This window comes from Actinomadura xylanilytica (assembly GCF_030283145.1).
Taxonomy (GTDB): Bacteria; Actinomycetota; Actinomycetes; order Streptosporangiales; family Streptosporangiaceae; genus Spirillospora; species Spirillospora xylanilytica.
Genome location: NZ_JASNWE010000001.1, coordinates 1,749,824 through 1,770,295 on the forward strand (window position 1 = coordinate 1,749,824; position 20,472 = coordinate 1,770,295).

Here is a 20,472-nt window from a genome sequence, read left to right on the forward strand (position 1 = left end):
GCATCACTACACTGACCCGCGATCAAATGATCATGAAGACACGGCGAGCGATGCGAGGACCGGTGATGTCGATGTCCGGCGCAGGAACGGCGACGCTTTCGGACGAGGAGATCGTCGACCTCGGGCGGTGGATGAGCGGTGCCGTGACCGATGGTTGGCGGGACCCGGCCATGGCGGAGCTCCTGAAAGAACGGGAGTGGAAGCTCTCCCATCCCGGTGATCAGGCGGTCGTGCCCACCGGGTCGGCGACGGGCGACGCGCGCTTGCTTCCTGTAGGTGACATCGAGTCCCGCTACGTCTCCATGGGGGAGGAATATGTGGGGTTGGCCGTTCCCGTGGCGGTCACCGATCGATCCGCCAAAGCGCAGACAGAGTGCTTTCGACGCGTGGCCCGGATGCTCACACAGGCGCTCGGTCCGGCTCCGATCGTCGGCAGCCATGGAGATCTCCGCCCCTTCTTCGAGAGCGGCCCGGCCTGGGGCGACCCGTACCTGCGATGGCGTGGCGGTGTCGATTCCCTTGAGCTGCGCGCCGGAGTGCACGGCCCGGAGCTGGTGCTGATGCCGAACGGCCCGGTGGAGAACTGGCTCTCCCGGCAGGGGCACGGTGAGCAATTCGCACTCAAGGGTTTCCTCGGAGAGAGACACGTGGTGCGCTTCGATGAGAACGGAGCTCGACGCGTCTACGACCAGGCTCTTGCCGGCCTTGAGCTGCCCGGCCTCTGGCAGGCCGAGGACTGGGACACCTTCTCCATCGCGCTGACCGAATGGCTGACGACGTTCTCGGCGGAGTTGCGTGCGCTCGGCGTGTGGTTCGGCCCCGTCATCCATGGCGGCGATCGCGTCGGATTCGATGTCTATCCACTGGACGACGGTGTCGTGCTGGCGGCCGACCTGCCCGAGGACTTCGACGCGGCTCCGCTGGGATGGAGCAGTGAATCCATTCCGGATGACCCGTGGATCGGCGCGCCTCATCAGTGGCGGCTTTCCGGGGTGAACGCCAAAGACCTCGCCACCGCGCTCGTCGAAACCGCTCGGGCGACTGGCCTGACGGCTCCCAACGAGCTCGTCATCGCGGATGGGACCGACCACCAGGATGGGGACGGTCGGGATGCCCTCCGCTACAGCTTCACGTGCTACGGCCTCGGCCTGCGTCAGGGGTGGTGACGCCATGGCCGGGCGCGGCAGGTGCGGGACGGCCGGGCGCGGCGGATGCGCGGGGCGGGGCGGTCAGAGGCGGGCGGCGGCCTCGGCCACGCGCTCGTCGGTGGCGGTGAAGGCGACGCGGATGTGCCGCGCCCCTGACGGGCCGTAGAACTCCCCCGGGCCGACCAGGACGCCGAGCCCGGCCAGGTGCTCGACGGTGTCCCAGCAGGGCTCGTCGCGGGTCGCCCACAGGTACAGGGACGCCTCGGAGTGGTCGATGCGGAACCCGTGCCCCTCGAAGGCGGCGCGCAGGGTCGCGCGGCGGCGCGCGTACCGCTCCCGCTGCTCGTCGACGTGCGCGTCGTCGTCGAAGGCCGCCGCCATCGCCGCCTGCACCGGCGCCGGGACGATCATGCCGGCGTGCTTGCGGACCTCCAGCAGCCGCCGGACCAGCGCGAGGTCGCCGGTGACGACCCCGGCGCGGTAGCCCGCCATGTTGGAGCGCTTGGACAGCGAGTTCAGCGCGAGCAGCCCCTCGTGGGAGCCGCCGCACACGTCCGGGTGCAGGACCGAGACCGGCGGGGCGTCCGGGTCCCAGCCGAACTCCAGGTAGCACTCGTCGCTGACCACGACCGCGCCGCGGTCGCGGGCCCACGCGACGACCTTGCGCAGGTGCTCGGCGGGCAGCACCTTGCCGGTCGGGTTGGACGGCGAGTTCACCCAGACGATCTTGGGGGCGGCCGGACCGAGGGACAGCAGCCCGTCGGTCGCCACCGGGCTCGCCCCGGCCAGCCGGGCGCCCACGTCGTAGGTGGGGTAGGCCAGCTCGGGGAAGACCACCTGGTCGCCGGGACCAGCGCCGAGCAGCGTGGGCAGCCAGGCGACCAGCTCCTTGGTGCCGATCACCGGGAGCACCGCGTCCGGGTCGGCGCCGGTCACGCCGAGGCGGCGGCGCAGCCAGCCCGCCACCGCCTCGCGCAGCACCGGCGTCCCGTAGGTCTGGGGGTAGCCGGGCGCGTCGGACGCGGCGGCGAGCGCGGCGCGCACCCGTTCGGGGGTGGGGTCCACCGGGGTGCCGACCGACAGGTCGACGATCCCGCCGGGATGGGCGGCGGCCCGTTCCTTGTACGGCTGGAGCCGATCCCACGGGAAATCCGGCAGCGTGAACACGCCCACTCCTTCTCGGAAATTACGCGAGGCTTCTCGAAAGAACGCGCGAGGCCGCGGTCTCCGGCATCGGAGGCCACGGCCCTGCGGTCATGGAGAACGGCGGCCGGCGCCCCGCGAGCGCACCTCGGCGGTGCCCCCGCGGGGCGGCGGCGCCGTCTAGTCCTGGCTCTGCGGAGGCAGCGCGGCCACGATCGGGTGGTCCTTGTCGATCTTCCCGACCTTGGAGGCGCCGCCCGGGGAGCCGAGGTCGTCGAAGAACTCCACGTTCACCTTGTAGAAGTCCTTCCACTGCTCGGGGACGTCGTCCTCGTAGTAGATGGCCTCAACGGGGCAGACCGGCTCGCACGCACCGCAGTCGACGCACTCGTCCGGGTGGATGTAGAGCTGACGCTTCCCTTCGTAGATGCAGTCGACCGGGCACTCCTCGATGCATGCCTTGTCGAGCAGGTCCACGCAGGGCTGCGCAATGACGTAGGTCACGTCAGTGACTCCTCTCGGGTTTCCGGCCCCGCCGCACGTCACGGCTCACCGCAAGCTCGCTGTGAATAGTATTGCCACCACGGCTCAGTCGATTCGACATGGGGGTCCTCACATGTCCGGACGTCTCGTCGGCCGGCTGGTGGTCAAGGTCGGTCCTGCGGACGTGGGGCAGCGGGTCTCGCTGCGCCGGCGTCTGCCAACGGGAGAGTACAGCGACGTGATCGGCGTACTCGAATCGTGGTCCGGCCAGACGCTCCAGGTGCGCCGCCGCACCGGCGAGCTGGTCGAGGTCCCCGAGGAGATCGTGGTAGCGGGCAAGGTCGTCCCGCCCGCCCCGCCGATCCGCCGCAGGCGCGACGCCCCTGGTGGGGACTGACTCAGCCCGGCCTTCCCCCGGCCCAGCCTCCGTCCGGCACCGTCCGGTCCCGTCCGGCGAGTGAGACCAATGACTCACTCGGCGCGTCCCGTCCGGCCGCGATGCGGGAAAGGCGCGGAGAGCCTCGGCGCGACGGGGAGGCGGAGGCGAAGAAAGGCTCGGGCGGGCCGAGCAGGGCACCCACGCGCTCGTGAACGGCCTCGGGCAGGCCGAACAGGGTTCGGCCGCACTCGTGGGCGGCCTCGGGGACGCCGAGGACGGCACGGCGACGCTCACGACCGGGCTCCGCGCTAAGGCGACCCGGGCAAGGGGTTGGGCGCGGGGCCCGACGGCGAACCCGGCCTGCCCGGCTCACCGGGCGTACCAGGCCCACCGGGCGTGCCGGGGGGTCCCGGCGTGCCGGGGGTTCCCGGACTTCCGGGCGTCCCGGGCGAGCCGGGCGAGCCGGGCGAGCCGGACGGGACCTCGCCCGACGACCCGCCCGACGGGCCGGGCGGAGCGGACGGGCCCCCCGACGACGGCCCGGACGGCGATCCCGGGGCGGGCGGCGGGGTCGGGGGTGTGGGCACGAGGTTCTCGGCGTAGACGTGGCCCGGCTTGAGCTGCCGGTTCTGGAACAGCTCCGACACCGTGACGAGCGTGAACCCGCGCCGCTTCAGTCCCGCGAGCACGTCCGGGACGGCCATCACCGACGGCTTGTGGATGTCGTGGAACAGCACGATGCCGCCGCGCTTGGGCTCGTTCACGCCGACCTTCACGTTGCGCTTCACGTTGCGGAAGCGCCAGTCCTCGGTGTCGACGCTCCACAGGATCTCGGGCAGCCCGATGGCGTGCCCGACCCTGGCGTCGGTCGCGCCGTACGGGGGCCGGAACAGCGTCGGCGTGATGCCGCCCGACGCCTTCTCGATGGCGTGCTGGGTGCGCTGCGTCTGCGACCGGACCGCCGCCGTCGACATCGCGGTGAGCTGCGGATGCGACCAGCTGTGGTTGGCCAGCTCGTTCCCGTCCAGGGCCATCTGCCGGACGGCCTGCGGGAAGCCGCCGACGTTCTGGCCGAGCATGAAGAAGGTGGCGCGGGCCCCGGCCGTGCGCAGCATGCCGAGCAGCCGCTCGGTGTACTCGCCCGGCCCGTCGTCGAAGGTGACCGCGACGCACTTGACCTTGTCGCAGTCGATCCGCCGGGGCGGCGGCGGTGTGGGCGGCGCGGTCCGCGCGGGCTGCTGCCCGCGGACCGCGAGCCGCTGCCGCGCCGTCTCCGCCTGCTTGCTCCCCGCCTGCCCGCATCCGGCGGCGAGCAGGACCCCCGTCCCCACCACGACCGCCCAGAACCTGCTTCGCACCACGAACCCCCGAAACGTGTTGCCTCGGGCGCTTCCTACCCGACGTCCTCCGCGGCGACACAGAACAATCACGTAAAGATCGCGTCCCGGCGGCCCGTCGTCTCCCTCGGGCGGGCCGCCGGGCTGGTATGACGGCGGCCGGACGGGTGGTCAGCGGGTGGGCCAGTCGGGGACCTGCGGCGGGAGGTCCTTGGTGACGCTCATCGGGAACTCCGCGGGGCGCTTCTCCAGGAACGAGGTCACGCCCTCCGCGGCGTCCGGGGCGCCGCCGAGGGCGGCCATGAGGCGCGAGTCGGCGGCGTGCGCGTCCCACGGGGACGGGGCCGACAGGCCCGACCACATGAGGCGGCGGATCGCGGCGACCGACACCGCCGAGGTGTTGTCGGCGATCTCGCGGGCCAGCGCGTAGGCGGCGGGGAGCAGCTCGTCGGGCGCGTACACGCGGGAGACGAGCCGTCCGGCGAGCGCCTCCTGCGCGTCGAACACACGGCCCGTCGCGGCCCACTCCATCGCCTGCGCGATGCCGACCAGGCGCGGCAGGAACCAGCTCGACGCCGCCTCGGTGACGATGCCGCGGCGCGCGAACACGAACCCGAACTTGGCCTTCTCGCTGGCCAGCCGCACGTCCATCGGCAGCGTCATGGTGACCCCGACGCCGACCGCCGCGCCGTTGAACGCGCCGATGACCGGCTTCAGGCAGCGCGCGATGCGCAGCGCGACCGTGCCGCCGCCGTCGCGCGGGGTGCCGTCCTCCAGGACGTCGTCCTCCCCGGCGAACATGTCCTGGGACCGGTCCTTGTCGAACGTGCCGCCGCCCCCGCCGAGATCGGCGCCCGCGCAGAACGCCCGGCCCGCGCCGGTGACCACGACCGCGCGCACGGCGTCGTCGGCGTCGATGCGGTCGAAGACGTCGAGCGTCTCCGCGCGCATCACGGGCGTGTAGGCGTTCATCCGGTCCGGGCGGTTCAGCGTGATCGTGGCGATCCCGTCCTGAACCCCGTACTCGATCTCGGTGTACGACACCTGCGGCCCCTCTCGCGTCGGCCAGCCCTTAGAACCCGATTCTAGGAAGCCGCCCGGGGCGCCGCGAGGGCGGCCCGCTCACACCGAGGCGGCGGGGAACAGCCGGACCAGGACGTCGCGGCGCCAGGCTTCCGGCGAGCCCTCGTGGCCGTCCGGCGGACGCACCGCCAGCACGCCCGGCTCGTCCGCGTCGGCCACCAGCCCGAGCGCGACGCCGTGGTCGAGGACGACCTCGTCCGGCGGCGCCGTCCCCGGACCGAACGGGGCGCCCGCCAGGCGTCGCGCCACGTCCGCGAGGACGCGCGCCCAGCCTTGACCGAGGTAGGGCGGCAGCGCGGTGACGCGCAGTTCGGGCAGGCCACGGGCGGCGAGCCCGCTGGTGCGCAGTTCCAGGCCGCCGGGCCGTTCGGCGCCGACGATCCGGAGCTCGGCGCTCGCGCCGTTCCCCTCGTCCATGCTCCGACGGTACGCGGCCGGCATCGGCAACCCAGCCTCGACTGTCCCACTTGTCAGATAAATTACGACGGTGAACTGGGCCGTGACGACGTACGACTCCGCCTTCGGGTACGTCTCCGCGCACGGCGCGCCCCTGATCGACCTGCTCGATCCCCAGCCCGGCGAACGGGTCATCGACCTCGGCTGCGGCACGGGCACGTTCTCCGCGGAGATCGCCGAGCGCGGCGCGCAGGTGCTCGGCATCGACGGCGCCCCCGAGATGATCGCGCGGGCGGCCACCGAGCACCACGGGCTGTCGTTCATCGTCGGCGACGCGCACGACTTCACCGTCAGCGAGTCGTTCGACGCGGTCGCCTCCAACGCGGCCCTGCACTGGATGACCCGCGACCCGGACGCGGTGATCGGCCAGGTGCACGCGGCGCTCCGGCCCGGCGGGCGGTTCGTCGCCGAGCTCGGCGGCGCCGGCAACTGCGCGGAGCTGATCGCCGCGATGCAGACCGCCTGGCGGGTGTTCGGGCTCGGCGAACCCGAGCTGCCGTGGTACTTCCCGAGCCCCGCCGAGTACGCGACGCGGCTCGAGGCCGGCGGCTTCACGCTGCGGCTGCTCGAGCACGCCGACCGTCCCAGCCGTATGACCGAGGGCCCGAACGGCGCCGCCGACTGGGTCCGCGCCTACGCGGCGAGCGCGCTGGCCGACGTCCCGCCCGAGCTGGTCGAGCCGCTGCTCGGCAGGGTCAACGACCTGGCCGCCCCCGCGCTGCGGCGCGAGTCGGGCTGGGTGGCCGACTACGTGCGGCTGCGGTTCGCCGCCATCCGCAAGCCCGACAGCGCCGCGCCCATGCCCGGCGGCCCGCTCACAGATCCGGTGTCCTGAAAGGGCCCGCGTCTAGGGTGGGACCATGCTGCACCTGTACGACCACCGCACCGGCCGGGCCGAGGAACTCCCGCCCGGTCCCGTCCGCGTGCACGTGCAAGGCGGAGCCGAACGGGCGCTGGTCACCGCCGACCTGCTGCGCCGCGTGGCCGACCGCGGCCGGCTCCACCCGACCGTGACCCGGTCGGCCGACGCGCGACCCCGGCACGGCGCGGCCGGTGAGCTGAGCGTCCCGGAGTTCGAGGTCAGGGACGCGGCACCGGACGGCGCGCTACTGGTCGGCCCGGACGAGCCGGACGCCCGCTCGCTCGTCGTCCCGCCGGAGGACGGCGCCTGGCCCGTCCCGTCCGCCGATGAGGGCGACGTCCTGTGCGTGCGGCTGGCGATGCTCCGCGCCCGCTACCGCGACCCCGTCGACGTCGCGGCCCTCCTGCCCGCCGCGCGGGACGACCTGGCGCGGTGGCGCGGACTGATCGCGCAGTGGGCCGAGGGCCCGGGACGGCCCATCGCGCGCGCGTACGCGGCGGAGGCCGAGGCCGCGTTCGCCGACGACCTCGACAGCCCCGCCGCGCTCACCGTCCTCGACCGGCTCGCCGACGACCCCGGTGTGCAGCCCGGCGCCAAGCTGGAGACGTTCATCAACCTCGACCTGATCCTCGCCCTCAACCTCGTCGCCGACATCGGCCGCCGCTGAGCGGACGGGACACCGTGCGGCGCGGCCTGCTCTACGTGCTGTGTCCCGCGCGTCCGGCGGCGAAATCCTGTTGCCTTCGGAGCGGGCGGGTCGTCAGGCTCGGGGCATGCGCACTGACGAACTGGTCGAGTTGGAGAACCGTGCCGAGCTGCCGGAGTTCGTACTGTTCTGGGGCGGACCCGAGCCAAAGGGCTGCCTCAGCCAGTGGTACGGCTCACCGTTCACGCTCGACGGCGTCGAGTACGCCACGGCCGAGCACTACATGATGGCCGAGAAGGCGCGGCTGTTCGGCGACGCGCGGGCCGAGTCCCGCATCCTCGGCAACCCGTCCCCCGCCATCGCCAAGAGCCTCGGCCGCGACGTGCGGCGCTACGACGAGAAGACCTGGGCGGCGCACCGCTACGACATCGTGGTGCGGGGCAGCAAGGCCAAGTTCGCCGCGCACGCCGACCTGCGCGAGTACCTGGCGTCCACCACCGGGAAGATCCTGGTCGAGGCCAGCCCCGAGGACACCGTCTGGGGCATCGGCCTGGACGAGCACCAGCCCGAGGCGAAACGGCCGTCCCAGTGGCGCGGGCTCAACCTGCTCGGCTTCGCCCTGATGGACGCGCGTCGCGCGCTCGCCTAGCGGCACCCGGTCGGGACCCGGTCGGGACCCGGCGAGCGGGCGCGGACCGCCGCCTGCCATCGCACCTCGCGCCCTTGGCCACCTATGCGGTGCGGGGCGACCTCGATAACGTCCTGTGCCGTGTCCAGTGAAACCGCGGCACCGGCCGCCCCCGCACCCTCCGGTCCGACGCCGCGCCCGCCGAGGCGGCGGCGGCCGGTCCGGGCACTGCTGATCGTGGTCGTGGCGCTCGCCGTGCTGTGCTGCGCGGCGGTCGGCGGCATCGGCTGGTACTTCTCCGGCGTGGCCACCGAGGTCGACCACTCCCCCGAGTACCCGATCAGCGTCCTGGACGCCGGGAACGGCACCGTCACGCTGCCCCGCACCCCCTACACCGAGCGGCCGGGCACCTGGGGACTGGTCTGGAAAGACGGCGGGCGCGCGGTCCTCGGGCCGGTGACCGGCGGCGACACCGGCAAGGTCGTCCGGACGGTCACCGCCGCGCCGCGCGGCGCCCCCGCCAAGGGCACGCCGGTCGCGGTCGACCACTGGGTGTACGGCGGCGACCCCCGGACAGCGCTCGGCCTCGACTTCCAGAACGTCGCCTATCCGTCGCGGCTCGGCCCGATGCCCGCGTGGCTGGTGCCGGGGGCGACGATGAAGGGCACGTGGGTGATCGGCGTCCATGGGCACAACGCCGACAAGGCCGAGACGTTCCGCGTGATGCGGGCCGTCCACGGGCTGGGGCTGCCGATGCTGTCCATCGCCTACCGCAACGACGTCGGGGCGCCCGCGTCCCCCGATGGGAAGAACCATCTGGGCGACACCGAATGGAACGAGGTCGCGTCCGCCATCGCCTACGCGCGCGCACACGGGGCGACCGGCATCGTCCTGCACGGCTGGTCGATGGGCGGCGAGATGGTCATGACGGCGCTCCGCAAGGACCCGGCGCTCATCCGCGGCGTCGTCCTGGACTCGCCCGTCATGGACTGGGCCGCCACCCTCGACATGCAGGGCGCCGACCGCGGCCTGCCCGGATTCGTGACCGGCGTCGCCAGGCGGATCGTGCAGTGGCGCATCGGCATCGACCTCGGCGACTACGACCAGCGCCGCTTCGCGCCGCGGCTGAAGACACCGACGCTGCTGTTCACCACCGCCGACGACGACACTGTCGACAACGGGCCGTCGCTGGAGTTCGCCAAGGCCGCCCCGCCCGGCATGGTCACCCACGCCCCCACCGCGGGCGGCCACACCGAGTCGTGGAACGTCGACCCCGCCGCCTACGAGCGCGCCCTCACCGCCTTCCTGACCAAGGTCCGCTAGGACGGGGCGGCGACGGCGGCAAGCTCGGCCCGACCTTCGCGGAGGTCACCGGACCTCCAGCAGCGTCTTGCCGACCGTCGCCCGCGCCTGGATCGCCGCGTGCGCGTCCGAGGCGCGTTCGAGTGGGAACCGCTGGCCGACCACCGGACGCAGCCGTCCGGCCGCGGCCTCCTCCAGCGCGCTCAGCGTGAAACCGCGCATCTCGTCCGGTGACGCCGCCGCCTTGACGAGCGTCACGCCCCGTCCGGCCGCGGCCTCCTCGGGGATCTCCGCCCACTCGCCGCTGGCGAGTCCGAAGCTGACCATCCGCCCGCCGGGGCGGAGCAGCGTGAACGCCGCGCGGGCCACGTCGCCGCCGACCCCGTCGAACACCACGTCCACGCCCGCCACCGCGTCCGCCCAGCCCGGCTCCCGGTAGTCGACCGTCTCGTCGGCGCCGAGCCCGCGCGCCACCTCGGCCTTCCGGTCGCCTCCCGCCGCCGCGACGACCGTCGCGCCCGCCGCCTTCGCAAGCTGGACCAGCAGCGTGCCGACACCACCGGCCGCCGCCTCCACCAGCACCCGCTCGCCCGGACGCGGCGCCGCCGCGCGCAGCATCATCGTCGCCGTCCGCCCATCGGCCAGCAGCGCCACCGCATCGCTCAGCGCCAGACCGTCCGGCACCTCGAACAGGCCCGCCGCGTCCACCGCGACCCGCTCGGCGTAGCCGCCCGAGCCCCCGGTGGAGGTCACCACCCGCCGTCCCGCGAGCGCCGGATCGATGCCCGCGCCGACCGCCGTGACGGCACCGCCCACCCCGTTCCCGGGGATCACCGGGAGCTCCGGGCGGAACGGCGACGGGCCGTTGCCCGACCGGAACTGGGTCTCCACGAACGTCACGTTGGCGAACCCGACCGCGACCAGAACCTGCCCCGGACCCGGCACCGGATCCGGGGCGTCCCCCGGCACGAGCACCTCCGGGCCACCGAACTCCTTCAACCACACCGCGCGCATAACGTCCTCCGTTCAGTGGTCTCCCCCCACCTTGCGACCTCGACCAAAGTCGAGGTCAAGCCGCGTGCGGCGCCCCGGCCGCCGTCCCCCACCGCTAACGTCACCTTCCATGACCATCGCCCGCTCCCTGCTGCTGTTCGTCCTGGCCGCGCTCGCCGAGATCGGCGGGGCCTGGCTGATCTGGCAGGGCGTCCGCGAGCACCGCGGCGCCGCCTGGATCGGCGCGGGCGTCGTCGCGCTCGGCCTGTACGGGTTCGTCGCCACCCTCCAGCCCGACGCCCAGTTCGGCCGCATCCTCGCCGCCTACGGCGGCGTCTTCGTCGCCGGCTCGCTGGCCTGGGGCGTCGTCCTGGACGGCTACCGCCCCGACCGCTACGACCTCACCGGCGCCGCGCTCTGCCTCGCCGGCGTCGCGGTCATCATGTACGCACCCCGTGGCTGAGCCGCCACACCCCCGTGGCGGGCCGTCCGCAAGACCGGCACCTTTCCGCAACGAATCTCTTTTCTCGCCCCATCCACCTCTGTAAGCTTTCGCGCGTACTCGCCCCGTTGTCGGCTGCACGATCAGGGATGGCGATGCGCGCCCGGTTGGTAGGTTCCTCCCCCCGCGGGCCCCGCCACGCCGTCCCGGCCCTGCTGCTCGCGGCGCTCCCCCTCGCCGCCTGCGGCGAGTCCGCCCCGTCCGGCGGCGACTTCAAGCCCAACGGCAGCCTGAGCAGCGCCGTCCCCACCGCCGCCCCGCCGCCCTCGGCCATCCCGACCGAGCAGATCGACAAGACGGTCCTGGAGCGCTACCACGTGTACCAGACCGTCTACCAGCGCGCCTACGAGGCCAACGACCCGGCCGAACTCGGCACCGTCGCCGTCGACCCCCTCCTGAGCCGGGTCACCGGCGACATCGAGCGCACCAAGGCCAGGGGCGAGCTGTGGCGCTTCACCAACGTCTCCAACGCCAAGGTCTACGCCCGCTCCAAGGACGGCCTGATCGTCTACGTCGTCGACTGCCTCCGCACCGTCGGCGGCTACCGCTTCTCCGCCAAGACCGGCAAACGCCTCAGCGGCGGCGCCGGCAAGGCGTATCTGCACCGCGCGGCCGTCCGTTACGGCGCCGGCACTTGGAAGGTCTCCGAGACCAACCGGGACAAGCAATGCTGATCCCCGAAGGACATGAGATGCGTCCCCTCCGCACCCGCGACAGCCGCGATCAACGAAATCTCGCCCGGCCGGTACGGGTCGGTGCCGTGCTGGCCACCGCGCTGACGGCCACGGCACTGGCCGCCGGCGCCGCCGAGGCCGCCCCCTGCCAGGGCGTCGGCTCCCCCGGCGGGATCAACTGCTCGGGCAGCAAGCCCGGCGGGACCACCGGCGGGGGCGGGGGCGGAGGAGGGGCCCGCGGCCCGCAGACCGGAGGCGGGGGCGGAGGAGGGCCCGACGAGACGCTCCCGCCGTTGGGCCTGACGCCCGACCAGGGCATGGGGACCGTGGCGGGTCCCGCGCCGGCCCAGCAGCCTCCACCGCCCCCGGCCGTCCCGACGATCGTGCTCGCCCAGCAGGCCCGCGACTCGGCCCAGCTCCCGGTCCCCACGGTCCACACCGCCCCCAAGGACAAGACCTACGTGCGGGTCCAGACCTCGCTCTGGGTCGACGGCTTCGTCCCTGTCCAGACCGACCCCATCACCGTCGGCGCGCAGACCCTCCAGGCGACCGCCACCCCGAAATCGGTCGTCTGGCAGCTCGGCGAGACTCAGCTGACCTGCGGTGACGCGGGCAGCAAGGACGGCGGGACGTGCCATTACACCTACAAGCGCTCGTCCGCCGGGCAGCCCGGCGGCGCCTACAAGATCACCGCGACCGTCGTCTGGACGGTCGCGTGGACGTGCACCGGCGCCGACTGCGACAGCCCGGGCGGCGACCTGGACGACCTTCGGATGTCCTCCGCACCCACCGCCCTGACGGTCGGCGAGATCCAGACGAACAGCCGGCAGTGATCCGCGGTTCGGGATGAGCGCGGCTCCTTGGCACCTGCCGGGCTTCACCGAGCTCGGCGAGCTGGGCACCGGTTCTCAGGGGCGGGTGGTGCTGGCCAGGCACGAGGCCGGCGGCGGGCAGGTGGCGATCAAGTACCTCGCGCCCGACCTGCTCGGTGACACCTTCGCCCGGGACACCTTCCGCAGCGAGGCCGCGCTGCTGACACGCGTCGTCGACCCGAACGTGGCCCGGCTGTACGAGTACGTGGAGACACCGCGGGGCGCGGCGATCGTGCTGGAGGCCGTGCCCGGCGGCTCGCTGCGCGAGCTGCTCGACGAAGGCGACGGGCCGATGCCCGTCGAGGCCGCGCTGGCGACGCTCAAGGGGTCGCTGCTGGGTCTCGCCGCCGCGCACGCCGCCGGAGTGGTGCACCGCGACTACAAGCCGGCGAACGTGCTCGTCCAGGGGGACGGGCGGAGCAAGCTGATCGACTTCGGGATCGCGGTCCTCGCCGGGCAGGGCGGGGTGGGCGGCACCCCGCCCTACATGGCCCCGGAGCAGTGGTCCGGGCGCCCCGCCTCGTCCGCGACCGACATCTACGCCGCGACCTGTGTCTTCTTCGAGTGCGCCACGGGCGCCCAGCCGTACCGCGGCGACACCGTCGAGTCGTTGCGGGACCAGCACGCCACCGCGCCGGTCCCCGTGCACCTGGTCCCCGAGCCGCTGCGTCCGCTGGTGGCCCGCGGGCTCGCCAAGACGCAGACCGAGCGGTTCGCCGACGCGCGCGCGTTCGTGGCCGAGCTGGAGGCGGCGGCCACCAGCGCGTACGGGCCGGACTGGGAGCGGCGCGGGGTGATCGCGCTCGCCGGGGTGGCGGCCGTCCTCGCGACCGCGGTGCCGATCGTCTCGCTGGGCGGCGCGATCCTGGCGCCGGCCGCGGCGTCCGCCGGGGCGGGAGCGGGAGCGGGAGCGCTGACCGGCGCGGCGACGGGCGGGGCGGCTGCCGGGAACAGCTCCCTGGCACTCGGCCAGGCGGCGGCGGACGCGGCAGGTCATGCGGGCACCGCTGCCTCGAAGGGATTCCTCGCCAAGGCCGGGGGCGCCAAGGGCGTGGCCGCGATCGCCGGCACGGGCGCAGCCGCCGCCGTCGCGGCAGGTGTGCTGGTGTGGCCGTCCGACCCCGATGTCGGCGGGGTGAACCACGGGGTGCTGCGGGCGTCCTTCAGCCGGCCCGGGGTGCTGCTCGGCCAGCCCCACATGCCCCCGTCCGAGACCCCCTACATGAGCCTCGACATCACGGTCCGGCCGGCGCGGGCCACCCCGGGGACGGCGGTCACGGTGACCACGCGGTTCCGGGCGCGGAATCCGCTGGGCGCCACCTGGCTGCCCGGCGGCGCGCGGCGGTGCTTCGGCGAGAAGTCGAAGCGGCCGGACGTCAGGTACTCCTACGGCTACACCGTCGGCGGCGACACCGAATCCACGCTGCCGAAAGGCAAGGGCATCATCGGTTTCTATCGGGCTTCGCGCGCGAATTCCCGAGCACTTCCCGCCGGTCCCACCGAGCACATCGTCGCCGATTCGGAGATCACCGGCGCGGCCCAGCCCTATGTCGCCTCGGAATGCGCGCACATGAGCCGGTGGACCGATACGCGGACGTTTCCGCTGCCGGGACGCGAGCTGCTGAGGCCGGGCGCATACTTGGTCACTCCCGCGATTCCGCCCCGGCTCTCCAGCATCAGGCGGGACGGGGCGGAGGTGGCGCCGGAGGCGGTGGGAGCCGTTACCGTGGGCACCCTGCCCACGCTCACCGTCCTGGACGGCTGACCCGACCGCTCGCCGGGGGCATATGGTCCTCGCTGCTATGATCGGCGACTCTCATCCGCTATGACCGTTATGACCCCGGTCACTCCAGGCGGTCCCGCCGTGCGGGGTGGCGTCACCCCTCGCCACCGCCCGTCCAGAGTTAGGGTTTCCGGTGCCACTGTCCCTTCAGAACCGACGACTGAAACGCATCCCGGTGGGCCGGGCGGTCAAGAACAACGTGCTGTTCTCGATCGTGCTTTTCGCCGGCGTGCTGCTGAGGGTCGTCACGGTGCTCGGATACCCGCCGGCGTTGTGGTTCAACGACAGTTACGACTATGTCCGGCTCGGCAATTCGCCCTTCCCGAATCCGCTGCGGTCGGAGGGGTACGGGATCATGCTGTGGCTGCTGAGGCCGTTCCACAGCCTGGCGTTCGTGGTGACGTTGCAGCACCTGATGATCGTGGCCGTGGCGGTGCTCGGGTACCGGGTGCTGGTGCGCGACTTCGCGGTGCGGCGGGGGTGGGCGGCACTGGCCGTGGCGCCGCTGCTGCTGGACGGGTTCCAGATCGAACTCGAGCACATGCTGCTGTCGGACGCGCTGTTCACGGCGCTGCTGCTCGTCGCGGTGCTCCTGATGGTGCGGCCCGGGTCGTCGTCGCTGCGGCGGGCCGGCATGGTCGGGGGGCTGCTCGGGGTGGCGGCGGTGACCCGGACGGTGGGGGTGCCCATCATCGTCATCGCGGTGCTGTTCCTGCTGTTCAGGCGGACGAAGTGGACGGCGGTCGCGGTGCTCGCGGTGGCGTTCGCGGTGCCCGTGGGCGGGTACGCGGTGTGGTTCCAGCAGGAGCACGGGAGGCTCGCGCTGACGGGGGCCGACGGGATCTTCCTGTGGGGGCGCACGACGACGTTCGTCGACTGCTCCAAGAAGCTGCCGCCCGGTGACCTGATGTACATGTGCCCGGCGGGACGGCCGGGGACGCGGGGCGCGGCGTCGCACCAGATCTGGGTGGAGGGGTCGCCGACCGGGTGGCGGGACGGGTACGCGTTCTCGCCGGAGATGAACGACCGGGCGCAGCGGTTCGCGTTGTGGGCGATCGCGCAGCAGCCGGGCGACTATGTGCAGGCCGTCGCCTACGACTTCTTCATCCGGACGTTCTCCTGGGACCGGACCGGCCATCCGACGCCCGCCACGGCGGCGAAGTACCGTTTTCCGAAGCGGCCGGACCGGCAGAAGGACCTGCCGGTGATCGGCGGCGGCGACCGGAGCTCGGTCGTCCGCGAGTACGAGCACGGGTCCGCGGCGACGCGGATCGTCGAGCCGTTCGCGGGGTTCATGCGCGGCTACCAGACGTATGTGAACGTGCGCGGGACGCTCCTCGGGATCGTGCTGCTGTTCGCGTCCGCGGGCATCGTGCTCCGGCAGGCGCGGCCGGAGAGCGCGGTGTTCTGGCTGGTCGGGGTCGCGCTGCTGACGGTTCCGCCGGTGACGACCGACTTCGACTACCGGTACGTGCTGCCGGCGATGCCGTTCCTCTTCCTGTCTGCGGCCACCGCGTGGAACCGCGACCGCGGCGGCACGGCGGACGGCTCGGAGGCCCCGCGCTCCACCGAGCGCAAGCCCGAACCCGTGCGGGTCTGACCCGGGGAGTTCCGCACGGTGACGGCTCCGCACCTCGACGCCGTCGCGGTCGTCGTCGACCGCCACCGCTGACCCATTGCGCGCGCCACCGGTTTACGTGAGGATCATTCACATTCTTCGGGATGTGGAGGACGGCCATGAGGACCTCGATCCGGGTGCGCCTGGACGTGCTGGCGGGCGTCGTCGTCCTGGTGGACGTGCTGCGCGTGTTCCTGCCGTCGCTGATCACGCTGGTCGGCAGCGCGGGCGAGACGCCGGCCGAGGTGATGGGGGCCTACGCCCTGTCGTGGTTCGTGGCGGCGTTCCTCGCGGTGCCGCTCGTCCGGCTCGTCCCGGCGCGCCGGCTGGCCGTGGGCGCGGGCCTGCTGCTGGTGGCGGCGAGGGCGGTGCTCCAGTTCACCGACGGCGGCGACGGGCAGCTCTACACCGCCAGCCTCGGGCTGCTCGCCGGGCTGGTCTGGCTCGTCGCGACGGCGATGGACGCGCGGACCGCGGGGCCGGTGACGACCGGGCTGGTCGCGGGCCTGGCGGCGGCGACCACGCTGCACGCGACACTGGAGGGCATCGACCTGGTGTGGCGGGACGGCCCGGTGGCGTGGGTCGTCCTGGCCGCCTGCCTCGCGTTCTTCGCCGTCGCGCTGGTGCGGCGTCCGGCCGAGGACGGCGAGTCCGCCGGCGCGCCCCGGATCTGGCTGCTCGCCGGCCCGGCGCTGCTGGTGTGGGGCATCTCCACCGGCAACGCCGCCCACGCGCAGGCGAGCGCCGGGTGGCCCGCCGAGGTGGCCGTGCTGATCGCGGCGGTCGGGGTTCTGTCGGTCGCGGTCGCGGCGCGGCCCCGGTTCTGGACGCGGCATCCGGCGGTTCCCGCGCTGGCGCTGGTGGCCTCCGCGGCCGTGTTCACGTTCGGCCGCGCCACCGTGGACGGGGTGCACGGCGTCTCGGCGTGGTGGACGGTCTTGGCGCAGGTGCTGGGGCAGCTCGCGCTGGCGGGCTGCGCCGGCTGGGCGAGCGGCACCGCCGGTCCCGACCGCGCGGCGCGGCGCGGTCTGGCGATGGCGGGCGGGATGCTGGTGTTCGTCCTGCTCCTGTTCGCCTACTACTCCGCGTACGACCTGGGCGTCCCGAACCGCTGGGTGCCGATCACCGCGGCGGCCTGCGTGGCCGTGCTGGGCTGGGCCGGAACCGGGGCCGGGGCCGATGCGCGGGACGAGGCGGCGGGCGGCGGGCTGGACCTGCGCGTGCCCGCCGCCGCGGTCGTCGCCGCGCTGCTGGTCGCGGCCGTCCCGCTGTGGCGCGACAGCGGTCCGCGCTGGCGGCCCGTCGACGACGGGCTGCGGATCGCCGCCTACAACGTGCGGATGGGCTACGGGATGAACGGGACCATGACCGTCACCCGGCAGGCGGCGGCGCTGCGCGCGCTGCGTCCCCACGTGGTGGTGCTCGGCGAGGTCGACCGCGCCTGGCTGCTGAACGGCGGCCGGGACCAGCTCCGGCTGATCGCCGACCGGCTCGGGATGCGCGCGGTGTGGGCGCCCGCCGGCGACGAGGTCTGGGGCGACGCGCTTCTCACCGACCTGCCCGTCACGTCCGTCCGCAACCGGCCCCTGGTGAAGGGCGGGCCCACCGGGGCGCAGGCCCTGGAGGTCGGCCTCCGCAAGGACGGCCGCGACATCACGGTCATCGCCACGCACACGCAGCCCCCGGAGGACTGGAAGAGCCTCGCGCAGGCGGAGCAGCTCGCGGGCATCGCGCGCGCCGCCGCGCAGGGGGGCCGCCCGGTCGTGCTGACCGGCGACCTGAACCTTCAGCCCGGCGACCGTGCCTGGGACGTGCTGCTCGGGGCCGGTCTCACGGACGCGATGGCGTCCGTCCGGCCCGCCCTGACCTTTCCGGCCTTGCCGAAGTCGACGAAGCAGCTCGACCACGTGCTCGTCACGCCCGACCTGGTCCCGAGCGATCCGGCCATCCCGGACGTGCCCCACTCCGACCACCGGCCGATCGCGGTCACCCTCGCGCCCCGGTCCTGACCGGACGGGCGGTCAGCGGCCGTCGAGGTGCTCGGCGGCGAGGAACTTGGGGACGACCATCCGCCACGCCTCGACGACCAGCTCGCGCATCTCGTCCTCGTCCAGCGCGCCGGTCCACGCCTCCACCCAGTTGAACCGCAGCTCGGACTCGCCCGGCAGGTGGAAGGTGCCGGGGGCGGACGCGACGAGGCCGGGCCGCTCCTCCTTGGGGAAGGCGAACCCGAACTCGGTCTCGTCCCGGGAGAACGCGGCGTAGACGATCGCGCCGACGCGGAACTTCACCCGGTCCCTGATCAGGTGCTCGGTGGTCCGGGGCAGCGACAGCGCCAGCCGCCGCACCTGCCCGACTGTGATCATCGTGGTCTCCCTCCCGGCCGCATCCCGCCAGTATCCCGATCCCTTCCCCGCATTTTGGCGATCTTGTTAGATTGCTGGCGGACCGGACACACGGAGCCTTCGGGCGGACGAGGGGACGATCGTGAGCGAGCTGGTGCGCTGGCAGACCGAGCACGGACCGGTGGTCGTCGAGGTGGGCGACCGCGATCCGGGATTCCGCTCGGTGTCCCGGGCCGACGGGGTCGTGTACGAGGCGCAGGTCCGGTTCGAGGACGCGATGCGGAACGTGCGGTCCGCCGCCGAGTCCGCGCTGGCGACCCTGCGCGACGGCGCCCTCAAGCCGGACGCGGTGGAGCTGGAGTTCGGCGTCAAGCTCAACGTGGCGGCCGGCGCGGTCATCGCCAAGACCTCCGTGGAGGGCCAGCTCAAGGTCAAGCTGACCTGGGGCGCGGCCCCGGCCGGAGAACCGGAGCAGGAACAGGAGTAGCCGCCCGTGGACGACTGGCAGTGGCGCGCCTGGGTCGGCCCCCCGGACGGCGGCCGGCTCGGCGCCGCGTTCCTGATCGCGCCCGACCTGCTGCTGACCTGCGCGCACACCGTGGCGGGCCTGGACGCGGCGCGGGTCGGGTTCCCCGGGCTGATCGAGGACCTGCCCGCCGCCGTGGTCCGTCCCGGCGGGTGGGAGCGGCCCGGCGACCCCGGCGACGTCGCGGTGCTGCGGCTCGCCGCGCCCGTCGGGCTGCGGTGCGCGCGGCCCGCCGGGCCCGAGGCGCTGCACGCGAGCGCGGGCCCCGCCTCGTTCGGGCGCCGCGCGCTGCGCGTCTGCGGGTTCCCGCGCCGCGCGGACGGCGACGAGCGGTACGCCACGGTGACGACCGGCCCCGACATGGTGCTGCGGCACGAGTGGTGGCAGCTCCGGACCGGGCCGGGTGAGCAGCTCGAAGAGGGCTACAGCGGGTCGGCGGTGTACGACCCGGCGACCGGCGAGGTGATCGGCATGGTGACCGACGCCGAGTTCGGCGGGGACGACGGGCCCGGCGGCGAGGGCGGGCTGGGCCGGATGCTGCCGGTCACGGTGATCCGGCGGTACTGGGAGGAGCTCGACGACCATCTCCCGCTGGCCTGGCTGACCGTCCCGGCGCGGCGCGAGCTGCGGGCGCTGCTGGCGGACGCCGGCTTCACCGCGCCGATGGCGGCCGGGCTGGAGGAGATCACCGGGCGGCGCGCGCACCGGCCGTTCCGCTCGGCCTGGGACTCGGTGCGGCACGTCGCGGAGGGCTGGCCCGAGGACCGGCTGGCCCGCTACCTGCGGGCGATGGCGCGGCACCTCCCCGAGGCGGGCCGGCGCGACCTTGCCGAGTGGTCCGGACGGCACCTGGCCGCCGCCGCACCTGCCCCAGGGCGGGCCGGGCACGAGGCGGCCGGGCTCGAGCGGGCCGGGCCCGCGTCGATCATCGTGCGGCTGGAGCGGGCGACGCTCGACCGCGCCTTCGACGTCACCGTGCACACCTGGATCGACGGTGCCGAGGGCCCGGCGCAGGACACCGTCCGGGTGCCGGAGAACCGGGTGCGGGCCGCGGTCGAGGCGGGCGTGGCGCGGGCCCGGGCGGCGGTCGTCGGACGCGACTGGATGATCGAGTTCGCGGTGCCGGAGAGCTGGCTGAGCAAGCCGTTCGAGGAGTGGTACATCGACCGGGCGCACGGGATGCGGATGCGGCTGTACCCGGTGGTGGTCCGCGATGTCGAGCGGCTGTGGCCCGGCTCGATCCGGCGTGACCAGGCGCACCGGCGCTGGCGGCTGCTGAACGAGCGCGGCCGGATCGACCCGCAGGGGGTCCGGTGCGAGACCCCGAGCAACGGCAGCGGGTTCAGCGACTGGCTGGAGGCCGACACCGGCCTCTGCGTGCTCGTCTACGGGACGCGGCCGGCCAGGCGCTGGCTGTTCGCGGCGCTGAACAACGGCGTCCCGGTGATGCTGTGGACGCGGACCCGCTGCGCCGCCGCGTCCCATGACGACTGCGACGGCCACCGCACGCTCGGCGCGCTGGCGGGCGCGGTCGCCGGGGAGCGTCCGGGCGATCTGCCGTGGCTGGCGATGGCGCTGCGGAAGAAGGCGCTGACCGCGCCCAAGGACGAGCCGCACGTCGGCCGTGACCTCACCCTCATGTGGGACGACCCGTCCCGCCTGCCCGATCCCCCTCTCGCCATGGAGGTATGA

The 20,472-nt window shown here is 73.7% G+C and carries 21 protein-coding genes; 14 read left to right on the top strand and 7 right to left on the bottom strand.

What is annotated here, in order from left to right; genetic code table 11:
* The first annotated feature begins 65 nt into the window (after positions 1–65).
* Entirely contained in the window at positions 66–1,166 is a 1,101-nt protein-coding gene (locus QP090_RS08205) for a hypothetical protein (RefSeq protein WP_285937923.1), read from the top strand.
* Between the two features lie 63 nt (positions 1,167–1,229).
* On the opposite strand, the gene dapC is transcribed toward QP090_RS08205, so the two are convergent.
* Both dapC and fdxA read right to left on the bottom strand, forming a co-directional pair.
* Complete coding sequence (gene dapC / locus QP090_RS08210; protein WP_285937925.1) at positions 1,230–2,315, bottom strand: succinyldiaminopimelate transaminase; 1,086 nt, start codon at positions 2,313–2,315, stop codon at positions 1,230–1,232.
* Between the two features lie 156 nt (positions 2,316–2,471).
* Positions 2,472–2,795: a ferredoxin gene (gene fdxA, locus QP090_RS08215; RefSeq protein ID WP_067477221.1), complete on the bottom strand. Its 324-nt coding sequence runs from the start codon at positions 2,793–2,795 to the stop codon at positions 2,472–2,474.
* 112 nt (positions 2,796–2,907) lie between these two features.
* On the opposite strand from fdxA, the gene QP090_RS08220 reads away from it, so the two are divergent.
* Entirely contained in the window at positions 2,908–3,171 is a 264-nt protein-coding gene (locus tag QP090_RS08220; RefSeq protein ID WP_285937927.1) for a putative acetyltransferase, read from the top strand.
* Between the two features lie 290 nt (positions 3,172–3,461).
* Here QP090_RS08220 and QP090_RS08225 read toward each other — a convergent pair whose 3' ends face one another.
* The 3 genes from QP090_RS08225 to QP090_RS08235 all read right to left on the bottom strand — a co-directional run bounded on the left by QP090_RS08225 (position 3,462) and on the right by QP090_RS08235 (position 5,990).
* Positions 3,462–4,514, bottom strand: a complete 1,053-nt coding sequence (locus QP090_RS08225; RefSeq protein ID WP_285937928.1) for a polysaccharide deacetylase family protein — start codon at positions 4,512–4,514, stop codon at positions 3,462–3,464.
* 147 nt (positions 4,515–4,661) lie between these two features.
* On the bottom strand, positions 4,662–5,534 hold the full coding sequence (locus QP090_RS08230; RefSeq protein ID WP_285937929.1) for a crotonase/enoyl-CoA hydratase family protein: 873 nt from the start codon (positions 5,532–5,534) through the stop codon (positions 4,662–4,664).
* Positions 5,535–5,612: 78 nt separating this feature from the next.
* The gene (locus QP090_RS08235; protein ID WP_285937930.1) at positions 5,613–5,990 is read right to left on the bottom strand and encodes a hypothetical protein; all 378 of its coding nucleotides are present in this window, start codon (positions 5,988–5,990) and stop codon (positions 5,613–5,615) included.
* A gap of 70 nt (positions 5,991–6,060) precedes the next feature.
* Between QP090_RS08235 and QP090_RS08240 the strand changes: the two genes are divergently transcribed.
* The 4 genes from QP090_RS08240 (at position 6,061) to QP090_RS08255 (ending at position 9,488) form a co-directional block, all read left to right on the top strand.
* Positions 6,061–6,864 (top strand): class I SAM-dependent methyltransferase, encoded by an 804-nt coding sequence (locus QP090_RS08240; RefSeq protein WP_285937931.1) that lies wholly within the window; start codon positions 6,061–6,063, stop codon positions 6,862–6,864.
* 25 nt (positions 6,865–6,889) lie between these two features.
* Entirely contained in the window at positions 6,890–7,558 is a 669-nt protein-coding gene (locus QP090_RS08245) for a hypothetical protein (protein ID WP_285937933.1), read from the top strand.
* Positions 7,559–7,664: 106 nt separating this feature from the next.
* Complete coding sequence (gene ybiA / locus QP090_RS08250; protein ID WP_285937934.1) at positions 7,665–8,186, top strand: riboflavin biosynthesis intermediates N-glycosidase; 522 nt, start codon at positions 7,665–7,667, stop codon at positions 8,184–8,186.
* A gap of 120 nt (positions 8,187–8,306) precedes the next feature.
* Entirely contained in the window at positions 8,307–9,488 is a 1,182-nt protein-coding gene (locus QP090_RS08255) for an alpha/beta hydrolase family protein (protein ID WP_285937935.1), read from the top strand.
* Positions 9,489–9,533: 45 nt separating this feature from the next.
* On the opposite strand, the gene QP090_RS08260 is transcribed toward QP090_RS08255, so the two are convergent.
* A complete protein-coding gene (locus QP090_RS08260) occupies positions 9,534–10,481 on the bottom strand; it encodes a zinc-binding dehydrogenase (RefSeq protein WP_285937936.1) in 948 nt (315 codons plus the stop codon).
* Between the two features lie 109 nt (positions 10,482–10,590).
* On the opposite strand from QP090_RS08260, the gene QP090_RS08265 reads away from it, so the two are divergent.
* The 6 genes from QP090_RS08265 (at position 10,591) to QP090_RS08290 (ending at position 17,918) form a co-directional block, all read left to right on the top strand.
* On the top strand, positions 10,591–10,923 hold the full coding sequence (locus QP090_RS08265; protein ID WP_285937937.1) for a YnfA family protein: 333 nt from the start codon (positions 10,591–10,593) through the stop codon (positions 10,921–10,923).
* A 134-nt stretch (positions 10,924–11,057) separates the two neighbouring features.
* Positions 11,058–11,636 (top strand): hypothetical protein, encoded by a 579-nt coding sequence (locus QP090_RS08270; protein ID WP_285937938.1) that lies wholly within the window; start codon positions 11,058–11,060, stop codon positions 11,634–11,636.
* Positions 11,637–11,653: 17 nt separating this feature from the next.
* On the top strand, positions 11,654–12,469 hold the full coding sequence (locus QP090_RS08275; protein WP_285937939.1) for a hypothetical protein: 816 nt from the start codon (positions 11,654–11,656) through the stop codon (positions 12,467–12,469).
* Positions 12,470–12,482: 13 nt separating this feature from the next.
* Positions 12,483–14,273, top strand: coding sequence for a serine/threonine-protein kinase (locus QP090_RS08280; RefSeq protein ID WP_285937940.1), 1,791 nt, complete (start codon positions 12,483–12,485; stop codon positions 14,271–14,273).
* A gap of 151 nt (positions 14,274–14,424) precedes the next feature.
* A complete protein-coding gene (locus QP090_RS08285; protein WP_285937941.1) occupies positions 14,425–15,891 on the top strand; it encodes a hypothetical protein in 1,467 nt (488 codons plus the stop codon).
* A gap of 137 nt (positions 15,892–16,028) precedes the next feature.
* Positions 16,029–17,918 (top strand): endonuclease/exonuclease/phosphatase family protein, encoded by a 1,890-nt coding sequence (locus QP090_RS08290; RefSeq protein ID WP_285937942.1) that lies wholly within the window; start codon positions 16,029–16,031, stop codon positions 17,916–17,918.
* A gap of 12 nt (positions 17,919–17,930) precedes the next feature.
* Here QP090_RS08290 and QP090_RS08295 read toward each other — a convergent pair whose 3' ends face one another.
* Complete coding sequence (locus tag QP090_RS08295) at positions 17,931–18,275, bottom strand: MmcQ/YjbR family DNA-binding protein (protein WP_285937943.1); 345 nt, start codon at positions 18,273–18,275, stop codon at positions 17,931–17,933.
* A 121-nt stretch (positions 18,276–18,396) separates the two neighbouring features.
* Between QP090_RS08295 and QP090_RS08300 the strand changes: the two genes are divergently transcribed.
* On the top strand, positions 18,397–18,741 hold the full coding sequence (locus tag QP090_RS08300) for a CU044_2847 family protein (protein WP_285937944.1): 345 nt from the start codon (positions 18,397–18,399) through the stop codon (positions 18,739–18,741).
* Positions 18,742–18,747: 6 nt separating this feature from the next.
* Positions 18,748–20,472 (top strand): VMAP-C domain-containing protein, encoded by a 1,725-nt coding sequence (locus QP090_RS08305; RefSeq protein ID WP_285937945.1) that lies wholly within the window; start codon positions 18,748–18,750, stop codon positions 20,470–20,472.

Excerpts from the sequence above, each read along its gene's own strand:
- QP090_RS08205 (WP_285937923.1), top strand. The coding sequence starts at position 66 with ATGTCGATGTCCGGCGCAGGAACGGCGACGCTTTCGGACGAGGAGATC.
- QP090_RS08220 (WP_285937927.1), top strand. The coding sequence starts at position 2,908 with ATGTCCGGACGTCTCGTCGGCCGGCTGGTGGTCAAGGTCGGTCCTGCG.
- QP090_RS08235 (WP_285937930.1), bottom strand. The coding sequence starts at position 5,990 with ATGGACGAGGGGAACGGCGCGAGCGCCGAGCTCCGGATCGTCGGCGCC.
- QP090_RS08245 (WP_285937933.1), top strand. The coding sequence starts at position 6,890 with ATGCTGCACCTGTACGACCACCGCACCGGCCGGGCCGAGGAACTCCCG.
- ybiA (WP_285937934.1), top strand. The coding sequence starts at position 7,665 with ATGCGCACTGACGAACTGGTCGAGTTGGAGAACCGTGCCGAGCTGCCG.
- QP090_RS08260 (WP_285937936.1), bottom strand. The coding sequence starts at position 10,481 with ATGCGCGCGGTGTGGTTGAAGGAGTTCGGTGGCCCGGAGGTGCTCGTG.
- QP090_RS08265 (WP_285937937.1), top strand. The coding sequence starts at position 10,591 with ATGACCATCGCCCGCTCCCTGCTGCTGTTCGTCCTGGCCGCGCTCGCC.
- QP090_RS08270 (WP_285937938.1), top strand. The coding sequence starts at position 11,058 with ATGCGCGCCCGGTTGGTAGGTTCCTCCCCCCGCGGGCCCCGCCACGCC.
- QP090_RS08275 (WP_285937939.1), top strand. The coding sequence starts at position 11,654 with ATGCGTCCCCTCCGCACCCGCGACAGCCGCGATCAACGAAATCTCGCC.
- QP090_RS08280 (WP_285937940.1), top strand. The coding sequence starts at position 12,483 with ATGAGCGCGGCTCCTTGGCACCTGCCGGGCTTCACCGAGCTCGGCGAG.
- QP090_RS08290 (WP_285937942.1), top strand. The coding sequence starts at position 16,029 with ATGAGGACCTCGATCCGGGTGCGCCTGGACGTGCTGGCGGGCGTCGTC.
- QP090_RS08295 (WP_285937943.1), bottom strand. The coding sequence starts at position 18,275 with ATGATCACAGTCGGGCAGGTGCGGCGGCTGGCGCTGTCGCTGCCCCGG.